We start from the raw sequence: 18,980 nt of genomic DNA on the forward strand, positions 1-18,980 counted from the left end.
ATATTCGAACCAGTCCGGGATGCAAACGTCGAATCGCCCCGGCAAGACATCTAGCGGAGAATCCATGAAGTCAGTCAAATTCAGCAACGGCTCGCTCGAAATGGCGGGCAACCTCTATTTCCCCGAAGGCTTCGATGCGTCGCGCCAGTACGCGGCCATCGTCTGCGTTCACCCGGGCGGCGGCGTCAAGGAGCAAACGGCCGGCCGCTATGCGGAACAACTCGCGCGTGAGGGGTACGTCACACTCGCGTTCGACGCGTCGTTCCAGGGGGAAAGCGGCGGGACGCCGCGGTTCCTCGAGGATCCCTATGCGCGCGTCAACGACGTGCGCAGCGCGGTCGATTTTCTGGCGACGCAAGACTTCGTCGATCGCGACAGGATCGGCGCGCTGGGCGTATGCGCAGGCGGCGGCTATGCGATCCACGCGACGATGACCGACCGGCGCATCAAGGCAGTGGGCGCCGTCAGCGCGGTCAATATCGGCAGCATGTTCCGCGTCGGCTGGCATGGCAACGAGGCGCCGGCCAAATCGATCGCATTGCTCGAGCTCGGCGCCGCAGCGCGCACGCGCGAGGCCGCCGGCGAGCCGGTCGCCTATATCCCGTTCTCGCCGACGAGCCTCGATGGCGTCGAGGATCGCGACATGCGCGAAGCGTACGACTACTACCGTACGCCGCGTGCGCAGCACCCCAACACGCCGAGCCAGTTCACGACGAGCAGCCTGCCGCAACTCGTGACCTACGACGCCTTCGCGTTGGCCGACGTGCTGCTGACGCAACCGCTCCAGTTGGTCGCCGGCAGCGAAGCCGGCTCGCTCTGGCACAGCCAGGACCTCCTTGAAAAAGCGGCCAGCACCGACAAGCACCTTCACGTGATCCGGGGCGGCACGCACATGTCGCTTTACGACACGCCGGAGCAGATGCGCGAAGCGGTGTCGACGCTGGCGCCGTTCTTCGGCAAGCACCTGTAATCACGCGGGTACCGCACGGGCGGGTGTCGCGTCCGCGCGGATCAGGTCCGCGGCCTTTTCGCCGATCATGATGCAGGCCGCGTTGGTATTGCCCGCGACAATCTTCGGCATGATCGACGCGTCGGCGACGCGCAACCGCGCGACGCCGCGCACGCGCAGCCGCGGATCGACGACAGCCTGCGCATCGACACCCATCCGGCAGGTGCCGACCTGGTGCCAGCCGCTGTTGCCGTAGGTCTTGAGATGGGCGAGCCACTGTTCGTCCGTCGTGACGGCCGCGCCCGGCACGCGTTCCTCGACGATCCGCGACGCGAGCGGGGCAGTGTTCGCGATGCGCCGCATCAGCCGCAAACCCGCGATCGAACGCCGGATGTCGCCGGGATCGCTCAGGTAATTCGGATGAAACGCGGGCGCATCCAAAGGGTCCGGCGACTTCAGCTCCATATGGCCGCGCGAGTCGGGCGTCAACAGAACGACCGCCGCACCGATGGCCGGGAAATCGTCGACGACCGGCTCGCCGGACGCCGAAAATTTGAACGTCATCGGGCTCACCGTCAGTTGCAGGTCGGCTTCCGGTCGCCCCGGCTCGCTGCGCGCATAAGCCGTCACGGGCGCCGCGCCTAGTGCAAGATACCCGCGGCGAGTCAGCAGATAGCGCACGCCTTCCAGATACTTGCGTAGCCCGCGCAGCCGGTGGTTATAGGAGCTGTCCGGCGTGACATGCCATGCCAACGAGCCGAACCAGTGATCCTGAAGGTTGCGGCCCACATCGGGCGACTCCACCGTCGCCGCGATCCCGTGGCGATGCAGGGCCGCGGCGTCGCCGATTCCCGATAGCATCAGCAATTGCGGCGAAGCCAGTGCGCCGCCCGACAGGATCACTTCGCGCGCGGCAGCGATGTGCCGCCGCACGCCGCGGTCCAGCACCTCGATGCCCGTGGCATGAGCGGCTTCGAGAACGACGCGCATCACGCGCACACCGGTGCGCACGGACAGGTTGCGGCGATGACGCACAGGTTCGATGAACGCGTCATAGGACGAATGGCGGCGCCCGTCGCGGATCGTGTATTGCCGATAGGCGACGCCTTCGTACGGCGGCCCGTTCAGATCCGCGCTGCGGGGAATGCCGGCCTGCTCCGCGGCGGCGATGAAATCGTCGGCGCTCGGGTGCGAGATGGCCGCGTCGCTGACATGCAGCGGGCCCTGTGCACCATGATGGTCGCTTGCGCCGCGCTGGTTCGCTTCCGACCGGATGAAATAGGGCAGCACGTCGGCCCAGCTCCATCCGTCGTTGCCGAGCGCCGCCCAATGGTCGAAATCGCTCGGCTGGCCGCGCATGTAGATCATGCCGTTGATCGCGCTGCTGCCGCCGAGGCCTTTGCCGCGCGGCCAGTACACGGTGCGGCCGCCAAGCGTCGGCACGGGCTCGGTATCGAATGCCCAGTTGAACCGTTTGTCCATGAACAGCTTGCCCGCACCGGCGGGCGTGCGCACCCAGAAGTTGTTCATGTCCGCGCCGGCTTCGACGAGCAGCACGCGCACCGCGGGATCCTCGGACAGGCGGCTCGCGACCACACAGCCCGACGAGCCTGCCCCCACTACGATGTAGTCGTACGTTTCCATCACGTGCGACACCTCATGCCGATCTCGGGATCAGCGGCACGACCGTCGCCGCGACGATCGCGGGGATCGCAAACGCATAGAAATTCCAGTGCAGGCCGAGATTGGCACCGACGATCCAGCCGCCGATCATCGGCCCGAGGATCGAGCCGAAACGCCCGACGGCCTGTGCGCCGCCCAGCGCCGACCCGCGGCACGAAGTCGGGAAGTGCGCGGCGATATACCCGTAGATCAGGCTGCTGGTGCCGATCGAACTGAGTCCCGCGCCGAATACGGCGAGCATCAGCCAGGTGGAATCGAGCTTCTGGCTCAGCACGATCAGCGACAAGCAGCCGAGCACGAGAAACGCAAACATGACGCGTCGCGTGCCGACACGATCGGCCAGCCACGCGCCGCCGAGCATGCCCACGACCGCCCCGAACTGCATCACCAGCAGGAACTGCAGCGATGAGCCGAGCGGATAGCCGGCCGCTCGCATCAGCTGCGGCAGCCACGCATTGAGCCCATACACGATCAGCTGCACGCAGAACGTCATGAACGCGAGCAGCAGCGCCGTGGCGCGAAACTGGCGCGACAGCACCAGCCGGTAACCGCCGGCCTGCCGCGCCGTGCCATGCAATACGCGTTGGTCATCCTTGTCGCGCAGGATCTGGTCGAGATCGAGTGAATAGCGGGCCGCGAGCGTGCGCGCCTCGTCGATACGGCCGCGATTGACGAGGAAATCCGCCGACTCGGGAAGCAGGAAGTACATGACGGGCAGGATCAGCGCATACAGTGCACCGAGCGCGTACAACGTGCGCCAGCCGTGCTCGTGAAGCAGCACGATGGCCAGCAGCGCGCTGACGATGCCGCCTACCGAGTAGCCGGTCAGCGTGAGCGCGTTGTAGAACTGGCGACGGCCCTTGGGCGCGTACTCCACCGCCAGCGCCACGGCGGACGGCACCACGCCGCCCATGCCGATTCCCGTGATGAAGCGGGCCGCGCCCAGAAACGTGGGGGAGGTCGCGAACGCGCAGACGAACGAGCCGACCGAGAACCACAGCACGCCCACCATGAGCAGGCGGCGTCGGCCGATACGATCGGTCAGCGGACCGGCCACCGCGAGGCCGACCATCAGCCCGACCAGCGTCCAGCTGCCGATCATGCCGGCGGCGGCAGGCGTCAGATGCCAGCCGGGCTCGGCCAGCAGATGCGGAACGGTTGCGCCGTAGACGATGAGATCGTAGCCGTCCGCCACGATCGTGAGGAAGCATAGAAGCACGACGAATAGACTGCTGCGGACCGGCGGCGTTGCTTGATTCATGTTGTCTCCATACCTTTGTTGTAAATGTATTGCCTGACGAATCCTTCCGGATTCCCAAGCATGGCGATCCTCCTTTCACGCAATGAATGCCGGAAGGACCTATTCCGGAAACGTCCCGGATTTTTCTTATACGTCGAGTCGGATCCCGCTCGAACGTTGGAATGGGCGTGTGCGTGCACGCCTTGCCGGTGATGACGGACACCGCCTCCCGGTCGCCGGGATGGCCGGCCGGCGAGCGCGATGTCTGCCGTGCAGTTCGATGCTGCCGCAGCCTCGTGCCGATGCACGCGTATCGCGTTTGCCACGGCTGTAATCCGTGATGGGGAGCGTAAGAGCATGCCGCCGGCGAACCAATTGAGTTTTCATGAAGCCGCGATTCGACGGGATCGAATTCGACTCCCATGTACCGACAATGAGTATGCAGACGCAGGCCGCACTCCGCGCCTCGGCATTTCCAGCCCTGCGCACGTGCCCATTCAAAAACCGGAGCGAGGGTTTCGTCGAAAATCTCACGATGTGTCGAATGAGTAAGGAGCGACGCGTGCGCCGAAGCAGGGAAGCGGCCGTGCATACGGCCATGAACGCGTGGTCAGGGCGTCGCCGATCTCAAATGCGGTGCGCCGAGCAGAAAGCTCTGCATCCCGATACAGCTGACGATTTGCATGACCTGCAGCACTTGTGCCGGCGTCGCGCCGTAGCGAAGCGCGTTGCGCATATGAATGCGGACGCCCGGTTCGAACAGGTGCGTCGTCGATACGTCGATTGCCACATACAACAGCTCCTTGACGACGGGCGGTAGCGATGCGGTCTGCCACGGCGCCGACGAAAAGGCCGTATAGCCGTCGAAGAATGCGGGCGAGCTGCGTACCATGCCTTGCAGTTCGTCGCTCCAGTAGCCACGACGCTCGCAGAACTCGGTGCGTACTTTGTCGAACGCACTGTCGAGCGGGAACGCGGCATCGACCGATTCACCGGCGGCGGCGAGTTCGTCGAGCAGGATCGGCACACCGACCATGTACGCATGGATCCCGAGCACGGAGGCGATCTGTAGCACCTCGCGCAGTTCGGCTCGGGTGGCGCCATGTTTGACGGCAGCGTCGATGTGCTGCCCGACGGCCTCGGCGTTCAGATGCGTGACGCTTGCGTTCGCGGCGATCAGGACGAAATGCTGGATCTTCGGCTCCAGGTGCGGCGAGCCCAGCGCGACTTCCGCCATGGACAGATAACGGTCGAAGAACGCGGGATCCTCGTTCAGACCGATATCGAGGGCGTCGTTCCAGAAGCCGTGAAGTCGTTCGAACCGGGCCTTGAGTGAGACGGGATCGCTCATGATGGTCGTCTACCTGAGATTCGGCGCCGAAGATGGGCCGCGAAAGCAGGATAAGGGCCGACTTGCCGTGCGTGAATCGGTTTCGTTCGAGCCTTCCGTACGTTGAAAATCTTCCTGTATCGATTGCCCGGCTGGCTTCCGGCGATCGTCGATGCGGCGGTGCGCGCGGACCTTGTTCCTTGTATCCGCATGGTCGGTTCGAGACGAAGTGCTGTCCCAGCCGCGATTCAGCCGCGAGCCTGACTATTTGGATGCGACGATTGCCGAGGTGCGGGCGGACGAAGCGGCTGCGTCCGTTGCGCGCCCGATCTCGCTCGGAAGCCGGGTTCCGTTGTACGGAAATGACCGCTCGCCAAAATTGACCGGCCCCCGACACGCCTGCACGCTTTACACGCACCTGTCGGCGTCGTTCCGATCGGCGCGGTTGGCGCAATCTCAATCGTTCCATGCGCACGATCGACGCGCGACGGAGACCACTATGGAGACGACTCATGCCCCTTTTCAACAGCTTGCGATCGAATCGTCGAGACGATTTCGGCATCGATGTCGAATATCGCGTCACGCCGGGCCCTGTAACGGCCTCGCGCGCCGCGGAGTAACGCGCATGGCGCTGGATCCCGACATTGCGACGATGCTGAAAAGCCTCGAATCGGCGCCGCCGATGGAGAGCCTGTCCGTCGAGGCGCTCCGCGAGGGGCTTGCGTATCCGCCGCTCGACCGGCGCACGGTCGTGGGCGAGACCGTCGATTTCGACATACCGCTCGAAGGGCGAATGCTCGCGGCGCGCCTGTACCGGCCGGTGGAGAGAAAAAGTGACGGCGTGACCGTGTTCTTTCACGGCGGCGGTTTCGTGATCGGCAATCTCGATACGCACGATCACGTGTGCCGCGACCTCTGCGCGGGAAGCGGCGCCGCCGTGATTGCGGTCGACTACCGGCTTGCACCCGAGCATCGCTTTCCCGCCGCGGTCAACGATTGCTTCGATGCCGTGTGCTGGATCGCGCAGCACGCCCCCCTGCTGTCGCTCGACGCGTCGCGCCTGGTCGTGGCCGGCGACAGCGCGGGCGGCAACCTCGCCGCCGTGACGGCGCTGCGAATCCGCGACGAAGGCGGCCCTCCACTATGCGCGCAGGTGCTGGTCTACCCGGTGACCGACTATCACACGCCGCCTACGCGTTCCTACGTCGAGAACCAGTCCGGCTATGTGCTCACGCGCGCGGCGATGGTGTGGTTCTGGCGCCACTACGTCGAGAACGAGCAGGACGCGTTTCATCCGCATGCGTGCCCGCTGCGCGCGAAGTCGCTCGCGGGATTGCCGCGCGCCCTCGTGGTGACGGCCGGTTTCGATCCGCTGCGCGACGAAGGCGACGCCTACGCGAATCGCCTGTTCGACGCCGGCGTGCCCGTCACGTTGCGGCACTACGAGGGCATGATCCACGGCTTCTTTCGGATGGGCCTCGCATGCGCGGCCGCACAGGAAGCGCTGAGGGCGGCTGCGGCCTGGATAAGCGATGCGATGGCGCGTTGACACGTCTCGCCTGTTTGATGAACCGATCCGGAATTTCGAATGGAAACCTTGAAACATATCGGCTTTTTGGGCCTCGGACAGATGGGCGGCCCGATGGCCGAGCGCTTGCTCGGACAATCGTTCCGCCTGCATGTCTACGATCCGTCGCCTGCGGCCCTCCAGCCCTTTATCGAAGGCGGCGCGGTCATCCATAATTCGCCACGCGAGGTCGCCGATGCGGCCAGCATCGTCTTTGCGTGCCTGCCGAATCGCGATGTGTCGCTCGCGGTCGGCCTCGGCGCGGACGGCGTCGTGCATGGCAAAGCGATTCGCGTGTACGCGGAGATGTCGACGATCGGTCAAGACATGATCGAACGAATCGGCACCGGGCTGGCCGAGAAAGGGATCGACATCGTCGATGCACCGATCTCGGGAGGCGCCCCGGCTGCGCGGGCCGGCACGCTCGCGATGCTCGCCGCCGGCGCACCAGCCGCGGTCGGGCAGGTCATGCCGCTGCTGTCGCTGATCGGGAAAGCCGTGTTCGTGATGGGTGAACGCGCAGGCATGGCGCAGGTCATGAAGATCGTCAACAACATCATCATGGCGACCAATCTCGTCGTCTGCTCGGAAGGGCTCGCGATGGGCGCGAAGGCCGGCCTGGACGCGGACATGATGATGCGACTACTGGATGCGGGTACGGCGCAGAGCTTTGCCGGCTCGAAGATGCTGAGCCGCGCCGTGTCGGGTCGGTTCGACTATGGCGCAGCGCTGGCCATCATCGAAAAGGACATGTCGCTCGGATTCAACGAAGCGCGTCTGCTGAATATCGCGACGCCGACCATCGACCGCGCGCGCGATGTCTGGCATGCGGCATACGAAGCGGGGCACGAGGCGGAGGACTTTACTTCGATTCTGACGTTCGTCGCGGAGCAGGGCGGCACGCGCGTGCGAGGGCGGACCGCTTGAGTCGCGGTAGCGCGACGCCTGCATGCCATCACGGTTCGAAGCGAACGTCGCGAAGCACGATCTCGAGTTCGTGTGCGGCTTGTTTGAGCGCCGGCACGATGCGCTGCCTGACGGCGCCGATATCCGGTTCGAACCGGATCGCGCCGCAACTCAGCGACATCGGTGTGGCGGCGTGGCCGATGCTGATCGGCAGCGCGATGCCATACGCGTGACGCTGGAACTCGCCGAATGACATGCATACGCCGTTCGTGTCGAGATCATCGAACGCGTTGTCGATGCCGGTTCGCATCGCTTCTCGCTGCGGACCGGCAGCTTCGAGCAGCCGCGCGACGTACTGTTGCCGTTCCGGTTGCGGCAGCGTCCAGAGCCACGCCCGCCCGATCGCCGTGCAGCCCATCGGCAGTAACGAACCGACGCCGAGCCGCAGCGTGGCGATGCCTGCGCTCGTCCGATGGGCGATATACAGCATGTCGAGCCCATCGGGTGCGGCGAGTGCGACCGACACGTTCAACTGATCGGCGAGCCGCTGCATCAGCGGGTTCGCGAGTCGCGTGACAGGATTGGTTTCGAGGTAGGCGTAACCGATGCCGAACACGCCCGTCGCGAGCTCGAATCGCGCGCCGCCCGCGACGCGACGAATGTATCCCAGATGGATCAGCGTAGAGGTCAAACGCGAAACGGCCGATCGGGACATTCCCGCGCGCTGCGCCAGTTCTCCATTGGTCAGCGGTGCCCGCTCCGCGTGAAACGCGCGCAATATCTGCAGGCCGCGATCGAGCGTCAGCGTGACATGAGTGGCTTCGGGCATTGGGGCTCCTGAACGATCGGGTTGCGTCGCCATCGCGATCCCTTGTTTTCAGACACCGAGCGGCGCGCGCTCGCGAAGCGTCTGCGCGATCGCGACGAGCCGCGGGCCGAGTTCGCGTTCGAGCCTCGCCTGCGCGAGGCGCGCTGTGCGGCCGACGCAGCCGAGCACCAGTGGCGGGCGATTGGGAAGCGATACGGGCGCGGCGACACACGCGAGTTCCGGTTCCCAGTCGCCGTGCAACATGCCGAATCCCAGTTCGCGCACCTGCGCGACTTTTTCGACCATGCGGCGTCCGATGGTGGGCCAGTTGTCGTCGGCACGCTGCTCGAGCTCGCGCTGCAAGTAGCTGCATTCCGCTTCGGGCAGGGCGGCCAGCAATGCCCATCCCATCAGCGAATACGCGATATGCATGCGCATGCCGGGCCGCAGCCGCAGATCGAGCACGGTGCGACTCCCGATCTGGGTGTCGAGGATCAGGATGTCGAGACGGTCGCGCGTGCCGAGCAGCACGTAGGTATCGGTCGCCTCGGCCACTTTCCGCATTTCGCTGCTGGCGAGGCGCTGAAGGTTCGGGTCGATGACGGCCGCGTAGCCGAGCGCGAGCGACGCGGCCGCGAGCGCATATTTCCGGCTGCTCTTGTCGTGGTGCAGGTAGCCCAGTGCGACGAGCGAGCGAAGCAGGCGCAGCACCGTCGGCGGCGGAATGCCGGTTGCTTGCGCGATTTCCAGGTTGCCGAGCCAGGCCTTGTCCGGGGCGAACGCCGACAGGATCGCCAGCCCGCGCGCGAGTGGGGTCACCATCGCGTTGCTCGGCGCGCGTTCGCCACGAGGCAATTTCGGCCACGCGGTGTCGACGCCATGCGGGCCATTGCCGGACCTCGTGTCGACGTGCGTCGGCAAGGATCTACCGGGTTGCATGCGTGTCTCCGTCTGTTTTCTCGATGGCGGATCATATTTGGTCCGACGCGCGTGCGCGCGTCCATGCGGATCGTACTACCATCGCGCGAACCATGGAGTCGGGACGTGCCCGAGATCAGACGGCTGGTGCAATGTCGCGGATCAGCGCGACGCGTGCGCGACGACGCGGCGGAGCCGGTCACTGATGAATTCCAATCCGATACGGCTTCCGGGCAGAATGCCAATCATCATAAGAAAGCCGTGCATCTGCCCGTGCGCGCGAAGATGATGAACCGGCACCCCGGCCTCCTCGAGACGCAGCGCGTAAGCTTCCCCTTCGTCGCGCAACACGTCGTGCTCCGCGGTGACGACGATCGCCTCCGGCAGGGCCGACAGGTCTGCTTCCCTGAGCGGCGACGCGAGACTGGAGTGCCGAGCCTCATCGGTCGGCGCATAGTGCGTCCAGTACCACGTCATCGCGTCGCGGTTGGTCAGCAGTTGATTGTCGGGCGAGACATATGAAGGCCGATCGAATACGCAATCGGTCACCGGATAGACGAGCAGCTGGCCGGCGAACGACACAGCTCGTTCGCGTCGCGCGAGCAGCGTCACCGCAATCGCGAGGTTCGCCCCCGCGCTATCCCCACCAACGAGCACCGGCAGCGTCGTACCAAGCAGGGCGGCCTGCTCGGCGACCAGCCATTGCGTGGCCTGCCATGCATCGAGCACCGGCCGCGGAAACGGATGTTCCGGCGCTTTCCGGTATTCGACGAGCGCGACCGCAACATCTGCACCGACCGCGATTTCGCGGCAAAGCGGCGTGAATTCCTCGATGCCGCCAACGACCCAGCCGCCGCCGTGAAAATACACGAGCAACGCTTGCGGCCGTTCGTCCGGTACAAACAAGCGCGCGCGGAGCGTGCCGCCGTCGACCGGGACATCGAGCGGAATGGTGGCACGCACGTCGGCGCCCGCGGACAGGATCGTGCTGATTCGCGCAAACGCGGTGCGCGCCTCTTCCGGTGTCATCAAATGACGGGGTTTCGACGCCGTCGCGGCGAGCTTGTCCATGAAGGCGCGGGTTTCGGTATCGAGGCTCATGATGGCGACTTTTCAGCGGCGCGATGCGGCGTGGCGCCGTTACGAGTAAGCGGTCGACTCCTTGACGCAGTCGAGCAGTGCATGTGATGTCTCAGTGAGCGCGTCTGCCGATGCATTGCCTGCCCGCAAAAGCGCTCGGCAGTGCGCCCGACGAGTCAGTTCAACCCGACCTCGGCTCGTAGCGCGAACACCGGATCGCGCTGATCTCGGCTGCCGAGCAGCCATGTCGGATTGAGCTTGTTGTCTGCGGCATCGACGAGATGCGACTCGATCGCATCGAACACCGTTCGGCGACGCGCGATGCGCCACTCGTCGTTGCGCTTCTCGAAGCGGTCGACATAGCGGCCGAATACCTGGACCCGGCTGTTGTGCGTGCTATCGGCGTGTTTCGCGTCGAGCATCGACCGATGTTCGCTCGCCTGCGGCGCGAGCTCCAGCCGCGCGACGAAATACGTTTCGACGGCGGCGATGCTATCGGACGCGAATTCCACGAGACAGTTGCCGAGGAAGTGCGTGGACGTCAGCAGGCTCGGCGCATCGTGCCGCTCCCTGACCCACGCGATGAACGCGTCGCGGGTGCCCTTGAAGTCGGCATGGTCGTCGTGGCAATCCTCGAAGAACGCGGAGCGGACGAGCTCCCAGTCGCGGCGGTCGACGCCGCGCGCGTAACGAAGCATCACGTCCCGGATCAGGTCCTTCTCGATCAGGCGTTGCATGGCGGCAGACATGGCGTTGCGCTCCTTTCGTTTTCCTGCCTCAACGATGAAGAGCCTGCCTGTCTCGCGTCAATTCGCGCGATGCGCGTCTGCCGTACTTTGAAATCTCCCACGGATCGTGCGACCCGACATGCCGATCTGCCTGAACGCACAGCACGTCGGTCCCGACATCGGCACGCACGAACGCGGTGTCGGCGCCGATTTCAATGTACGGGAAGGCATCGCTGCCGCAATTGATGCGGACCGGCGTGCGGTCATTCAATAGGTTCCTGACAAGCACCAATCTTCAGGAGACAACCCAATGAACCAGAACTCGGAAGTGCTGGACGCCGTCATTGTCGGCGCCGGCTTTGGCGGACTCTATGCGATCAAGCGGCTCACCGATGCCGGCTTTCGCATCCAGGCATTCGAATCGGGAGACGGCGGCGGCGGAACGTGGTACTGGAATCGCTATCCAGGCGCGCGGGTGGATCTCGAGTGCTGGGACTACTCCTATTCGTTTTCCGCGGAGCTTCAGGACGAGTGGGACTGGCCCGAGCGCTATCCGACCGCTGCGGAGCTCATGCGATACCTGAATCACGTGGCCGATCGCTTCGACCTGCGTCGGCACATACGCTTCAATACGCGTGTCGAGTCCGCCGTATTCGATGAAAAACTGAATCTCTGGAACGTGACGACGTCGGATGGAAAGGTCACGCGTGCACGTTTCTTCGTACCGGCGACCGGCGTGTTGTCGGTGCCGAAGCCGCCCGAGATTGCGGGAATCGAGACGTTCGCGGGCGAAAGTCATCACACCGGCCGCTGGCCGCACCACGAAGTCGATTTCAGCAACAAGCGGGTCGGCGTCATCGGCACCGGCTCGTCGGGTATCCAGGTGATTCAGGCACTTGCCGGCAAGTGCAAACACCTGACCGTGTTTCAGCGCACGGCCGTCTATGTCGTGCCGGCGAAGAATCATCCGCTGACGCCCGAAATGCGCGCCCGCGTGCGGGCGACTTACGCTGAACGGCGCGAGATCAGCCGCCTCACGCGCTTCGGCATCGCCGTGCCGTTCCCGGTCGAGTCCGCGCTCGACGCCACGCCCGACGAGCGCAAGCGGAAATATGAAAACGCGTGGGAAAACAGCCAGCTGCTCGGCTTTCGTATGTGCTACGGCGACATTCTGTCGAACGAGGCCGCCAACGAAACCGTGGCCGAGTTCATTCGCGGCAAGATCCGCGAGACGGTGAAGGACCCGGTGACTGCCGAGAAACTGATGCCGCGCGGGTTCCCGTTCGGCACGAAACGCCCGTGTCTCGGCGATACCTACTACAGCGTCTACAACCGCGACGATGTGACGCTCGTCGACCTGAAGGCGACGCCGATCGAGCGCGTGGTGCCGGAGGGCATCGTGACGAGCGACGACCTGCACGAACTCGATGTGCTGATCTACGCGACCGGCTACGACGCACTGACGGGCGCACTCACGCATATCGACGTGCGTGGCGTGAGCGGCGTCAGACTGAACGACAAGTGGGCGGCCGGTGCGAAGACCTATCTTGGCCTGATGACAAGCGGCTTTCCGAACCTGTTCACGGTGACCGGGCCCGGCAGCCCGGGGCCGCTCGCGAACATGTCGATGAGCATCGAGCAGCACGTCGACTGGATCGCGCGTTGCATGGCCGATTTGCGCGACGCAGGCATCGTGCGGATCGACGCCGACCCGGAGGCGGAAGAGGGCTGGATGCAGCACGTCCAGGACGTCGTGTCGAAGACGCTCTATCTGAAGGCGAACTCCTGGTATGTCGGCGCGAACGTGCCGGGCAAGCCGCAGGTGTTCCTGCCGTATCTGGGCGGGCACGGCACCTACCGGAAAAAATGCGACGCAGTCGCGGCGTCCGGCTATACAGGGTTTGTGCTGACGGGCGCGGAAGAGCGCAATACCGAGTCGCTAAACGCAACGGTCGAACATCAGGCGTAACGACATCATCGCTGAGCGGTCCGACGGCCGCCCGGGTATCGCAAGCGCGAGGGCGGCCTGTCGAGAATCACGAACTCGACGACCTATTGATGCTGCATACGGTACATGCGTGTGCGCGAACGGATCGGCTATCGCGATCGGCGCTCAGACGGGAATCGTCCGAACAACATGAAGGAGACGTGAAATGGGAAGGCTTGACGGCAAGATTGCATTCGTGACCGGTGCGGGCGGTGGCATCGGCGCCGCCATCTGCAAGCAGTTCATCGCCGAAGGCGCGTGCGTACTGGCCGGCGATATTCATCTGGATCTTGCCCAAGCGGCCACCGAAGCGAGCGGTGGCGCGGAACGGACCATCCCGCTGAGGCTCGACGTCACCGACAAGGAGAGCGTCCGCGCCGGCTTGGCGCGTGCCGCAGAGGCGTTCGGAAAGATCGACGTGCTGTGCAATACCGCTGGCGGATCTACGCCGCATGACGCGCGCGTGACCGATGCATCGGAGGAAGAGTTCTGGCGGGCGATCAAACTGGATCTCTTCGGTACGTTCCTGGTCTGTAAATACGGCATTCCCTATCTGCAACGAGCGGGTGGCGGTTCGGTCATCAACTTCTCGTCGATGGTCGCACTGATGGCGCTCACCGATCGCGATTGCTATACGGCGGCGAAGGGCGGCGTTCATGCACTGACGCGTTCAATGGCGCCGGAGTATGCGCGCGATCGCATCCGCGTGAATGCGATCGCACCGGGACTGACGCTGTCGGAGCGCGTGCGTCATCTGGTGGATGAGCGGGAGGAGTTGCGCAAGCTGGCGGACCAGTGCCTGCTGGGGCCGTGTGAGCCCATCGATATGGCCCATGTGGCGGTCTATCTGGCTTCCGACGAGTCACGACATACGACCGGGCAGATCATTCCCGTGGATAGCGGCGTCACGATTTATTGACCGACGCTCCCCGCCTGCCTGACTACCCGCGTAGACGTGGCATCGCGACGGCAGGGGGTAGCGATCCTTGCCATGAACGGCATATATGCCACTCACCCGGCGGACATGACTGGCTCGATATACGAATTCTCTGAAGGGCAGACAATGAGCAAAGGAACCGCAATCGTGACCGGAGGCGCCGGCGTTCTCGGTCTGGCAATTTCGAAAGGTCTCAGGAACGACGAATGGAACGTGATCATCCTCGATCGACAAGAGGCGCTTGAGGGTTTCGTCCCGCCCGAAGGGATACGGACCGATGTGCTGGACGTGACGGATTTCGCGGCCTGTCGCGCCTATTTTGCCGGGCTGACGGAACTGTCGGTGCTGGTCAACAATGCAGGCACGGCCAAGCTGTCCTTGGTGCGTGAAATGCAGCTGGAGGACTGGAACCGGATACTGGAACTCAATCTGACCGCACCATTGGTTCTGACGCAACTCGCAACCGACCTTTTGGTGCGCAGCGGGCACGGCGCCATCGTCAACATTGCATCCATCGCGGGACTCCGGGCAGGTTTCGGCCGGGTTGCCTATGGCGCGTCGAAGGCGGGCCTCATTCAGCTTACGCGACAAACGGCGTTGGAATATGCGCCGTTGGGCGTGCGTTGCAACGCAGTCGCCCCGGGTCCGGTCAATAGCGACATGGTGCGCAAACAGCTGTCGATGGAAGACTTCGAAGCGTACCTCGAGGACATTCCATTCAATCGCATGGCCGAACCCGACGAAGTTGCAAATGCAGTCGCGTATCTAGCCTCTGAAAAATCGCTTTACATCACTGGGCAATGCCTGGCTGTCGATGGTGGATTCCTTGCCGCCGGGGCTGGCATCAAGAAGGCCCATCAGATGATCTCTTGAACCTGGTCCATCGATACTGAGGAAAGTGACATGTTCAGTCATGTGAACCTGGGCAGCAACGATCTGGAGCGCTCGAGGAAATTCTACGATGCCGTGATGGGAGTGCTCGGCATTGGACCTGCGATAACGATCAATTTCAATTCGCCTCGCATCTACTATACGCACGGCGATACGTTACTGACCATCGCCATACCGCTGAATGGCAAGCCGGCACATGGTGCCAATGGCGGAACGATTGGATTTCGTATCGACAGCCGGGAGAAGGTCGATGCATGGCACGCAGCGGGCATGGCCAACGGTGGAACGACCTGCGAGGATCCCCCGGGAGTCCGGGACACGCCGGTAGGACAGCTTTATCTGGCGTATATGCGCGATCCGGACGGCAACAAACTGTGCGGATTTCATTCCGTGTGACGGATCGAGACGGTCGCCCACCCTAACGATCGAATGACGACGAGCGATCTCGTGCAAGAACACCATCCACGTAAAAACCGCCCGGTTTCAACGAAGGGAGAAGAAACGATGCTGATCAGGAACAAAACGGCAGTGGTGACCGGCTCTGCGTCCGGGATCGGCGCGGCCATCGCCGAACGTCTGGCGGAAGAGGGCGCGCATGTGATCCTGACCGACGTGGACGACGCGCGCGGCAACGAACTCACAACACGACTGATCGACCGCGGCCGGAAGGTGAGCTACCTCCATTGCGACAGCGGCAACCTCGAATCGATCGCCGCGATGACGGCCCGAGCCGTTGCAGAAAATGGCCGGGTCGATGTGCTCGTGAACAACGCAGGCGTGACGCGGAAGATCAAACTGCTCGACTTGACGCCGGAGGATTGGGACTGGATCCAGAACGTCAATACGCGCGGACTGTTCTTCACCATGCAGGGTTTCGCGCGTCACATGGCCGAGGCGAGTGGCGGCGTGATCGTCAACATCGCGTCGATTGCGGGCAAGGGTGCGAAGGCCACCTCGAATGCGTCCTATGCTGCCTCCAAGGCCGCGGCCATCGTGATGTCGCGTGTGGCCGCGAACGAACTCGGCGGCAGCGGCATACGGGTGAACGCGGTTTGCCCTGGCGCCACGCGTACCGCGTTGCTGGAGGATCTGGAAAAAGCCAATCCGGTCGGTTTTCGCAAGATGCTGGACGAAACCGCGCTCGGCCGGTTCGCCAGCCCGCGCGACATAGCCGACGCCGTTCTGTTTCTGGCCTCGGATTTGTCGAGCAGCATTACCGGTCAGTCAATCAACGTCGACAATGGCTTGATGTGGGACTGAGCGGCAAGCCGTCATATGTCGGGCGGCTTTCGATGTTGATTGCGCCGTCACGCTCCGGCCGGCTCAAATGCTGCGGGATTGAGAACGCGCCGGCAATGTGTATAAGCGATCTGCATCGATCATCTGATTTGCCGCTGCACCAAGGCGATTACGCCGCCTACGATCGCTAGGCCTACTATCATCTCGAAGCCGTCCAGCACGCTCAGGAAACTGGCCTGATGAGCGGCCATCATCGCCAGTCGGCCGAGCGACAGGCCTCGCGCCGCGTTCTCGTCGAGGCCTTGCGCCTCGAACGCATGCGTCATCGTTTCAAGCGCGTTCTGGAACGTCGCGTTATACGGGTTTGCGAATTCGACGAGACGCGTGTGATGCACGGCCGTGCGATGCTGATCGACGATGATGAACGTCGCGGTCGACACCGAGTAGGCCATCTGCTTGACGACATTCTTGAATCGGTATCCGTGCGTGAATTCGTCGTTCGAGAAAATTTGAAACGCGGCGCTCGCCGTCGGCAGCGCGATGAACATCAGCAGGAATCCGCGCAAGACCAACGGCGGCAGCAGCCAACCCATGCTGACGTCAGGCGGCAGGTTGAGCATCCAGATGCCGATCACGGCCGCCATGATGAAGCCCGGGACGATCAGCAATTTGCGCTTGATGAGACGCGAGTACCGGAAATACGCGATCGCCATCGGAATCGCTGCGAGCGACGTGATCCCGACGAGACGGCCGGCATTTTCGACCGGATAGCCGAGGCCGCCTTGCAGCAACCGCGAAACCAGGAAGCTGATCGCATTGCTGATGAAGTAGTAGAAGGCATAGAGCACCATCCCTTGGCGGAAAGGCCCCTCACGCAGCGCATTCAGGCGCACCAGCGGACGCGGATGGTGCCACTGTTGCCAGGCGAACCAGCCGATCGCGGTCAACCCTGCAACGGTGACCAGCGGCATCAGCGGTGTCGTGCTGAACACTTCGAAACGCAGTTGCTGTACGACAATCTGCAGCGCTCCCAGTGCAATGGCGAACACGAGATACGGCCATAGGTGAGCGGCGCTGCGCCGCTCGACCGGCCGCCTGCCGATGTGCGGCACCACCAGGAAGGCAAATACCGATAGCGCGGCGCCGCCGACTGTCGAACACGTATATAGCGCGCGCCAGTCGAAGTAGGCAACGAGATAACCGCCCGCCATTGGCGCAAGCGCGCTCGCGAGCAGGATCATGATCAAGAAAATACGCGTGGCCCCTGCGCGATCTTGTGGCGCGAAACCGGTTTGCAACATGATGCGGCAGGTGCCGAGCATCGGCCCGATGAAGTAGCCCTGAAAGCCGCGCGCCATTGCGAGGGAAAGCGACGATTCGCTAAGCGATGCGGCCAGCGATCCTGCCGCGAACATCAGCAGACAGCCGCTCAGGTAGCGACGGAACCCGAGACGCTCGATCAGCCACTGCTGTTGCACGATGCCGAGCACGGAAGCGGTTGCATAGGCCGTCGACGACCACACCAGTTCGTCCGGCGATGCATTGAGGCCGCCCGCGATATAGCTCGTAAAGAACGAAAAGATCGTGTTGTCGAAGTAGTCGATACCGACCGATAGCGCGATCGCCCATGGCAGTAGGTCGCTGCGCAAATGCCTGAGCGTGAACAGGCGGGCGCGGGCGGGCGTGATTTTCATGATGCCGCGGCCTCAGGCATCGGCGTCGGGCGCATTTGCTCGCGCGCGGATACGATGGGGGAAAGGGCGCGCGCGTGGGGCGCGGCGCCGGTACGAACGTGAAGAGACACCTGGACTCCGGAATGAATCGGATGAAAAACCCGGGCTGGAAAAGCAGATGAAACCATCTTTGACGGTGCCACCGGTTGAAGGTCCAGGTGGCGATTTTCATGACGGCTGCGCGTGTGGCTGCGAGAAGCCGCGGCCTGGTGCTCTCGGTCGCTTCCGCAAGTAATGACCCGGCGTGCCGCAGAGCTACATGGACAGGTTCAAGTTGGCGCGGCGCGGTAGCTCGGCGGCTGGCCGCCGGCTGTCGCGGACGCTGACGCTTCGGCGAAAGTGGCCGTGGCGCAAATGGCGGCCGCGAACTGTCATCGGCTATCGTTCGGCGCGTCTTCGTCCAGAGACGACGGCGGCGCCAACTGCGCATGTCGAACGATTGCAGCCGTCGCAGACCATCGCCGAGGGACCGTCACGGCGGATTATTCCGGGCGTCACGGGTCGCTATCAATGGTTAACGCTTACGTATTCCGTACTTTGAAATTTGTGCACGAGTCGCCGAACGATGCGTTCGGAGCAGCCGGCACACCGCGACTGTGCCAGGGGCGCGAGGCCGGACATGCGTACGCGCTATTGATGCTCACGGTTGTGGCAATCGGAGCAACAGCTGCCAGACAGCTTACGCGGCCCGAAAGCGGACGGTCAATCTAGCCACTGCAACCACTGTCATACCCGGATTCAGATGTCGTAGCGCCAGCTAAATACAGATGTCGCATGTTTCATCCGCTTTCTCGTCATTCAGCATTGAAGCGCCGAGCCTGAAGCAGCAGGGCGCTTACGCCTATCCGCGGGCCTTGGCAGACCGCCGCTCAGTTCCTGCGTTTGATGTGACCTCCAGAATCGCCGTCTCCATGTCAGCCGCCGTGAACCGGCGCGGTTTCTTGGTGCCGGGTTGCGCTTCGTTCTCCCGCACCGGAAGCCCTC

The 18,980-nt window shown here is 63.6% G+C and carries 18 protein-coding genes; 9 read left to right on the forward strand and 9 right to left on the reverse strand.

All coding sequences use genetic code 11. The annotated features are described in order from the left end of the window. Nucleotides 1-64: 64 nt before the first annotated feature. Nucleotides 65-970: an alpha/beta hydrolase gene (locus C4B30_RS02020; RefSeq protein ID WP_027785861.1), complete on the forward strand. Its 906-nt coding sequence runs from the start codon at nt 65-67 to the stop codon at nt 968-970. Here the strand turns inward: C4B30_RS02020 and C4B30_RS02025 are convergent, their stop codons facing one another. The 3 genes from C4B30_RS02025 to C4B30_RS02035 form a co-directional block, all read right to left on the reverse strand. Continuing rightward, a complete protein-coding gene (locus C4B30_RS02025; RefSeq protein ID WP_027785862.1) occupies nt 971-2,593 on the reverse strand; it encodes a GMC family oxidoreductase in 1,623 nt (540 codons plus the stop codon). 13 nt (nt 2,594-2,606) lie between these two features. Beyond that, nucleotides 2,607-3,893: an MFS transporter gene (locus C4B30_RS02030; protein ID WP_027785863.1), complete on the reverse strand. Its 1,287-nt coding sequence runs from the start codon at nt 3,891-3,893 to the stop codon at nt 2,607-2,609. 589 nt (nt 3,894-4,482) lie between these two features. Further along, entirely contained in the window at nt 4,483-5,223 is a 741-nt protein-coding gene (locus C4B30_RS02035; RefSeq protein WP_027785864.1) for a carboxymuconolactone decarboxylase family protein, read from the reverse strand. Between the two features lie 604 nt (nt 5,224-5,827). Here C4B30_RS02035 and C4B30_RS02040 point away from each other — a divergent pair. Both C4B30_RS02040 and C4B30_RS02045 read left to right on the forward strand, forming a co-directional pair. After that, nucleotides 5,828-6,751 carry an alpha/beta hydrolase gene (locus C4B30_RS02040; RefSeq protein ID WP_027785865.1) on the forward strand — a complete coding sequence of 308 codons (924 nt, stop codon included), beginning with the start codon at nt 5,828-5,830 and terminating at the stop codon, nt 6,749-6,751. A gap of 39 nt (nt 6,752-6,790) precedes the next feature. Next, entirely contained in the window at nt 6,791-7,696 is a 906-nt protein-coding gene (locus tag C4B30_RS02045) for an NAD(P)-dependent oxidoreductase (RefSeq protein WP_027785866.1), read from the forward strand. Nucleotides 7,697-7,724: 28 nt separating this feature from the next. On the opposite strand, the gene C4B30_RS02050 is transcribed toward C4B30_RS02045, so the two are convergent. From C4B30_RS02050 to C4B30_RS35125, 5 genes are all read right to left on the reverse strand, one after another. Then, nucleotides 7,725-8,504 (reverse strand): IclR family transcriptional regulator, encoded by a 780-nt coding sequence (locus C4B30_RS02050; RefSeq protein WP_051421424.1) that lies wholly within the window; start codon nt 8,502-8,504, stop codon nt 7,725-7,727. Nucleotides 8,505-8,552: 48 nt separating this feature from the next. Then, a complete protein-coding gene (locus C4B30_RS02055) occupies nt 8,553-9,305 on the reverse strand; it encodes an IclR family transcriptional regulator (RefSeq protein WP_063831218.1) in 753 nt (250 codons plus the stop codon). 258 nt (nt 9,306-9,563) lie between these two features. Next, nucleotides 9,564-10,502, reverse strand: coding sequence for an alpha/beta hydrolase (locus C4B30_RS02060; RefSeq protein WP_027785869.1), 939 nt, complete (start codon nt 10,500-10,502; stop codon nt 9,564-9,566). Between the two features lie 155 nt (nt 10,503-10,657). After that, nucleotides 10,658-11,230: a nuclear transport factor 2 family protein gene (locus C4B30_RS02065; protein ID WP_027785870.1), complete on the reverse strand. Its 573-nt coding sequence runs from the start codon at nt 11,228-11,230 to the stop codon at nt 10,658-10,660. A 28-nt stretch (nt 11,231-11,258) separates the two neighbouring features. Then, on the reverse strand, nt 11,259-11,480 hold the full coding sequence (locus C4B30_RS35125) for a hypothetical protein (RefSeq protein ID WP_143751690.1): 222 nt from the start codon (nt 11,478-11,480) through the stop codon (nt 11,259-11,261). A 39-nt stretch (nt 11,481-11,519) separates the two neighbouring features. Between C4B30_RS35125 and C4B30_RS02070 the strand changes: the two genes are divergently transcribed. From C4B30_RS02070 to C4B30_RS02090, 5 genes are all read left to right on the forward strand, one after another. Beyond that, nucleotides 11,520-13,178 (forward strand): flavin-containing monooxygenase, encoded by a 1,659-nt coding sequence (locus C4B30_RS02070; protein WP_034185495.1) that lies wholly within the window; start codon nt 11,520-11,522, stop codon nt 13,176-13,178. A gap of 184 nt (nt 13,179-13,362) precedes the next feature. After that, nucleotides 13,363-14,115, forward strand: a complete 753-nt coding sequence (locus C4B30_RS02075; protein ID WP_027785871.1) for an SDR family NAD(P)-dependent oxidoreductase — start codon at nt 13,363-13,365, stop codon at nt 14,113-14,115. Nucleotides 14,116-14,259: 144 nt separating this feature from the next. Beyond that, entirely contained in the window at nt 14,260-15,006 is a 747-nt protein-coding gene (locus C4B30_RS02080; protein ID WP_027785872.1) for an SDR family NAD(P)-dependent oxidoreductase, read from the forward strand. 30 nt (nt 15,007-15,036) lie between these two features. Next, a complete protein-coding gene (locus C4B30_RS02085; protein ID WP_027785873.1) occupies nt 15,037-15,420 on the forward strand; it encodes a VOC family protein in 384 nt (127 codons plus the stop codon). 33 nt (nt 15,421-15,453) lie between these two features. Continuing rightward, nucleotides 15,454-16,284, forward strand: coding sequence for an SDR family NAD(P)-dependent oxidoreductase (locus C4B30_RS02090; RefSeq protein ID WP_080681399.1), 831 nt, complete (start codon nt 15,454-15,456; stop codon nt 16,282-16,284). Between the two features lie 119 nt (nt 16,285-16,403). Here the strand turns inward: C4B30_RS02090 and C4B30_RS02095 are convergent, their stop codons facing one another. Beyond that, entirely contained in the window at nt 16,404-17,957 is a 1,554-nt protein-coding gene (locus C4B30_RS02095) for an MFS transporter (protein WP_027785875.1), read from the reverse strand. 806 nt (nt 17,958-18,763) lie between these two features. On the opposite strand from C4B30_RS02095, the gene C4B30_RS35780 reads away from it, so the two are divergent. Beyond that, nucleotides 18,764-18,980: hypothetical protein (locus C4B30_RS35780; RefSeq protein ID WP_234015367.1), on the forward strand; the 217-nt coding region annotated here is incomplete at its 3' end.

The organism is Burkholderia sp. BE12 (assembly GCF_002959955.1).
Classification (GTDB): domain Bacteria; phylum Pseudomonadota; class Gammaproteobacteria; order Burkholderiales; family Burkholderiaceae; genus Burkholderia.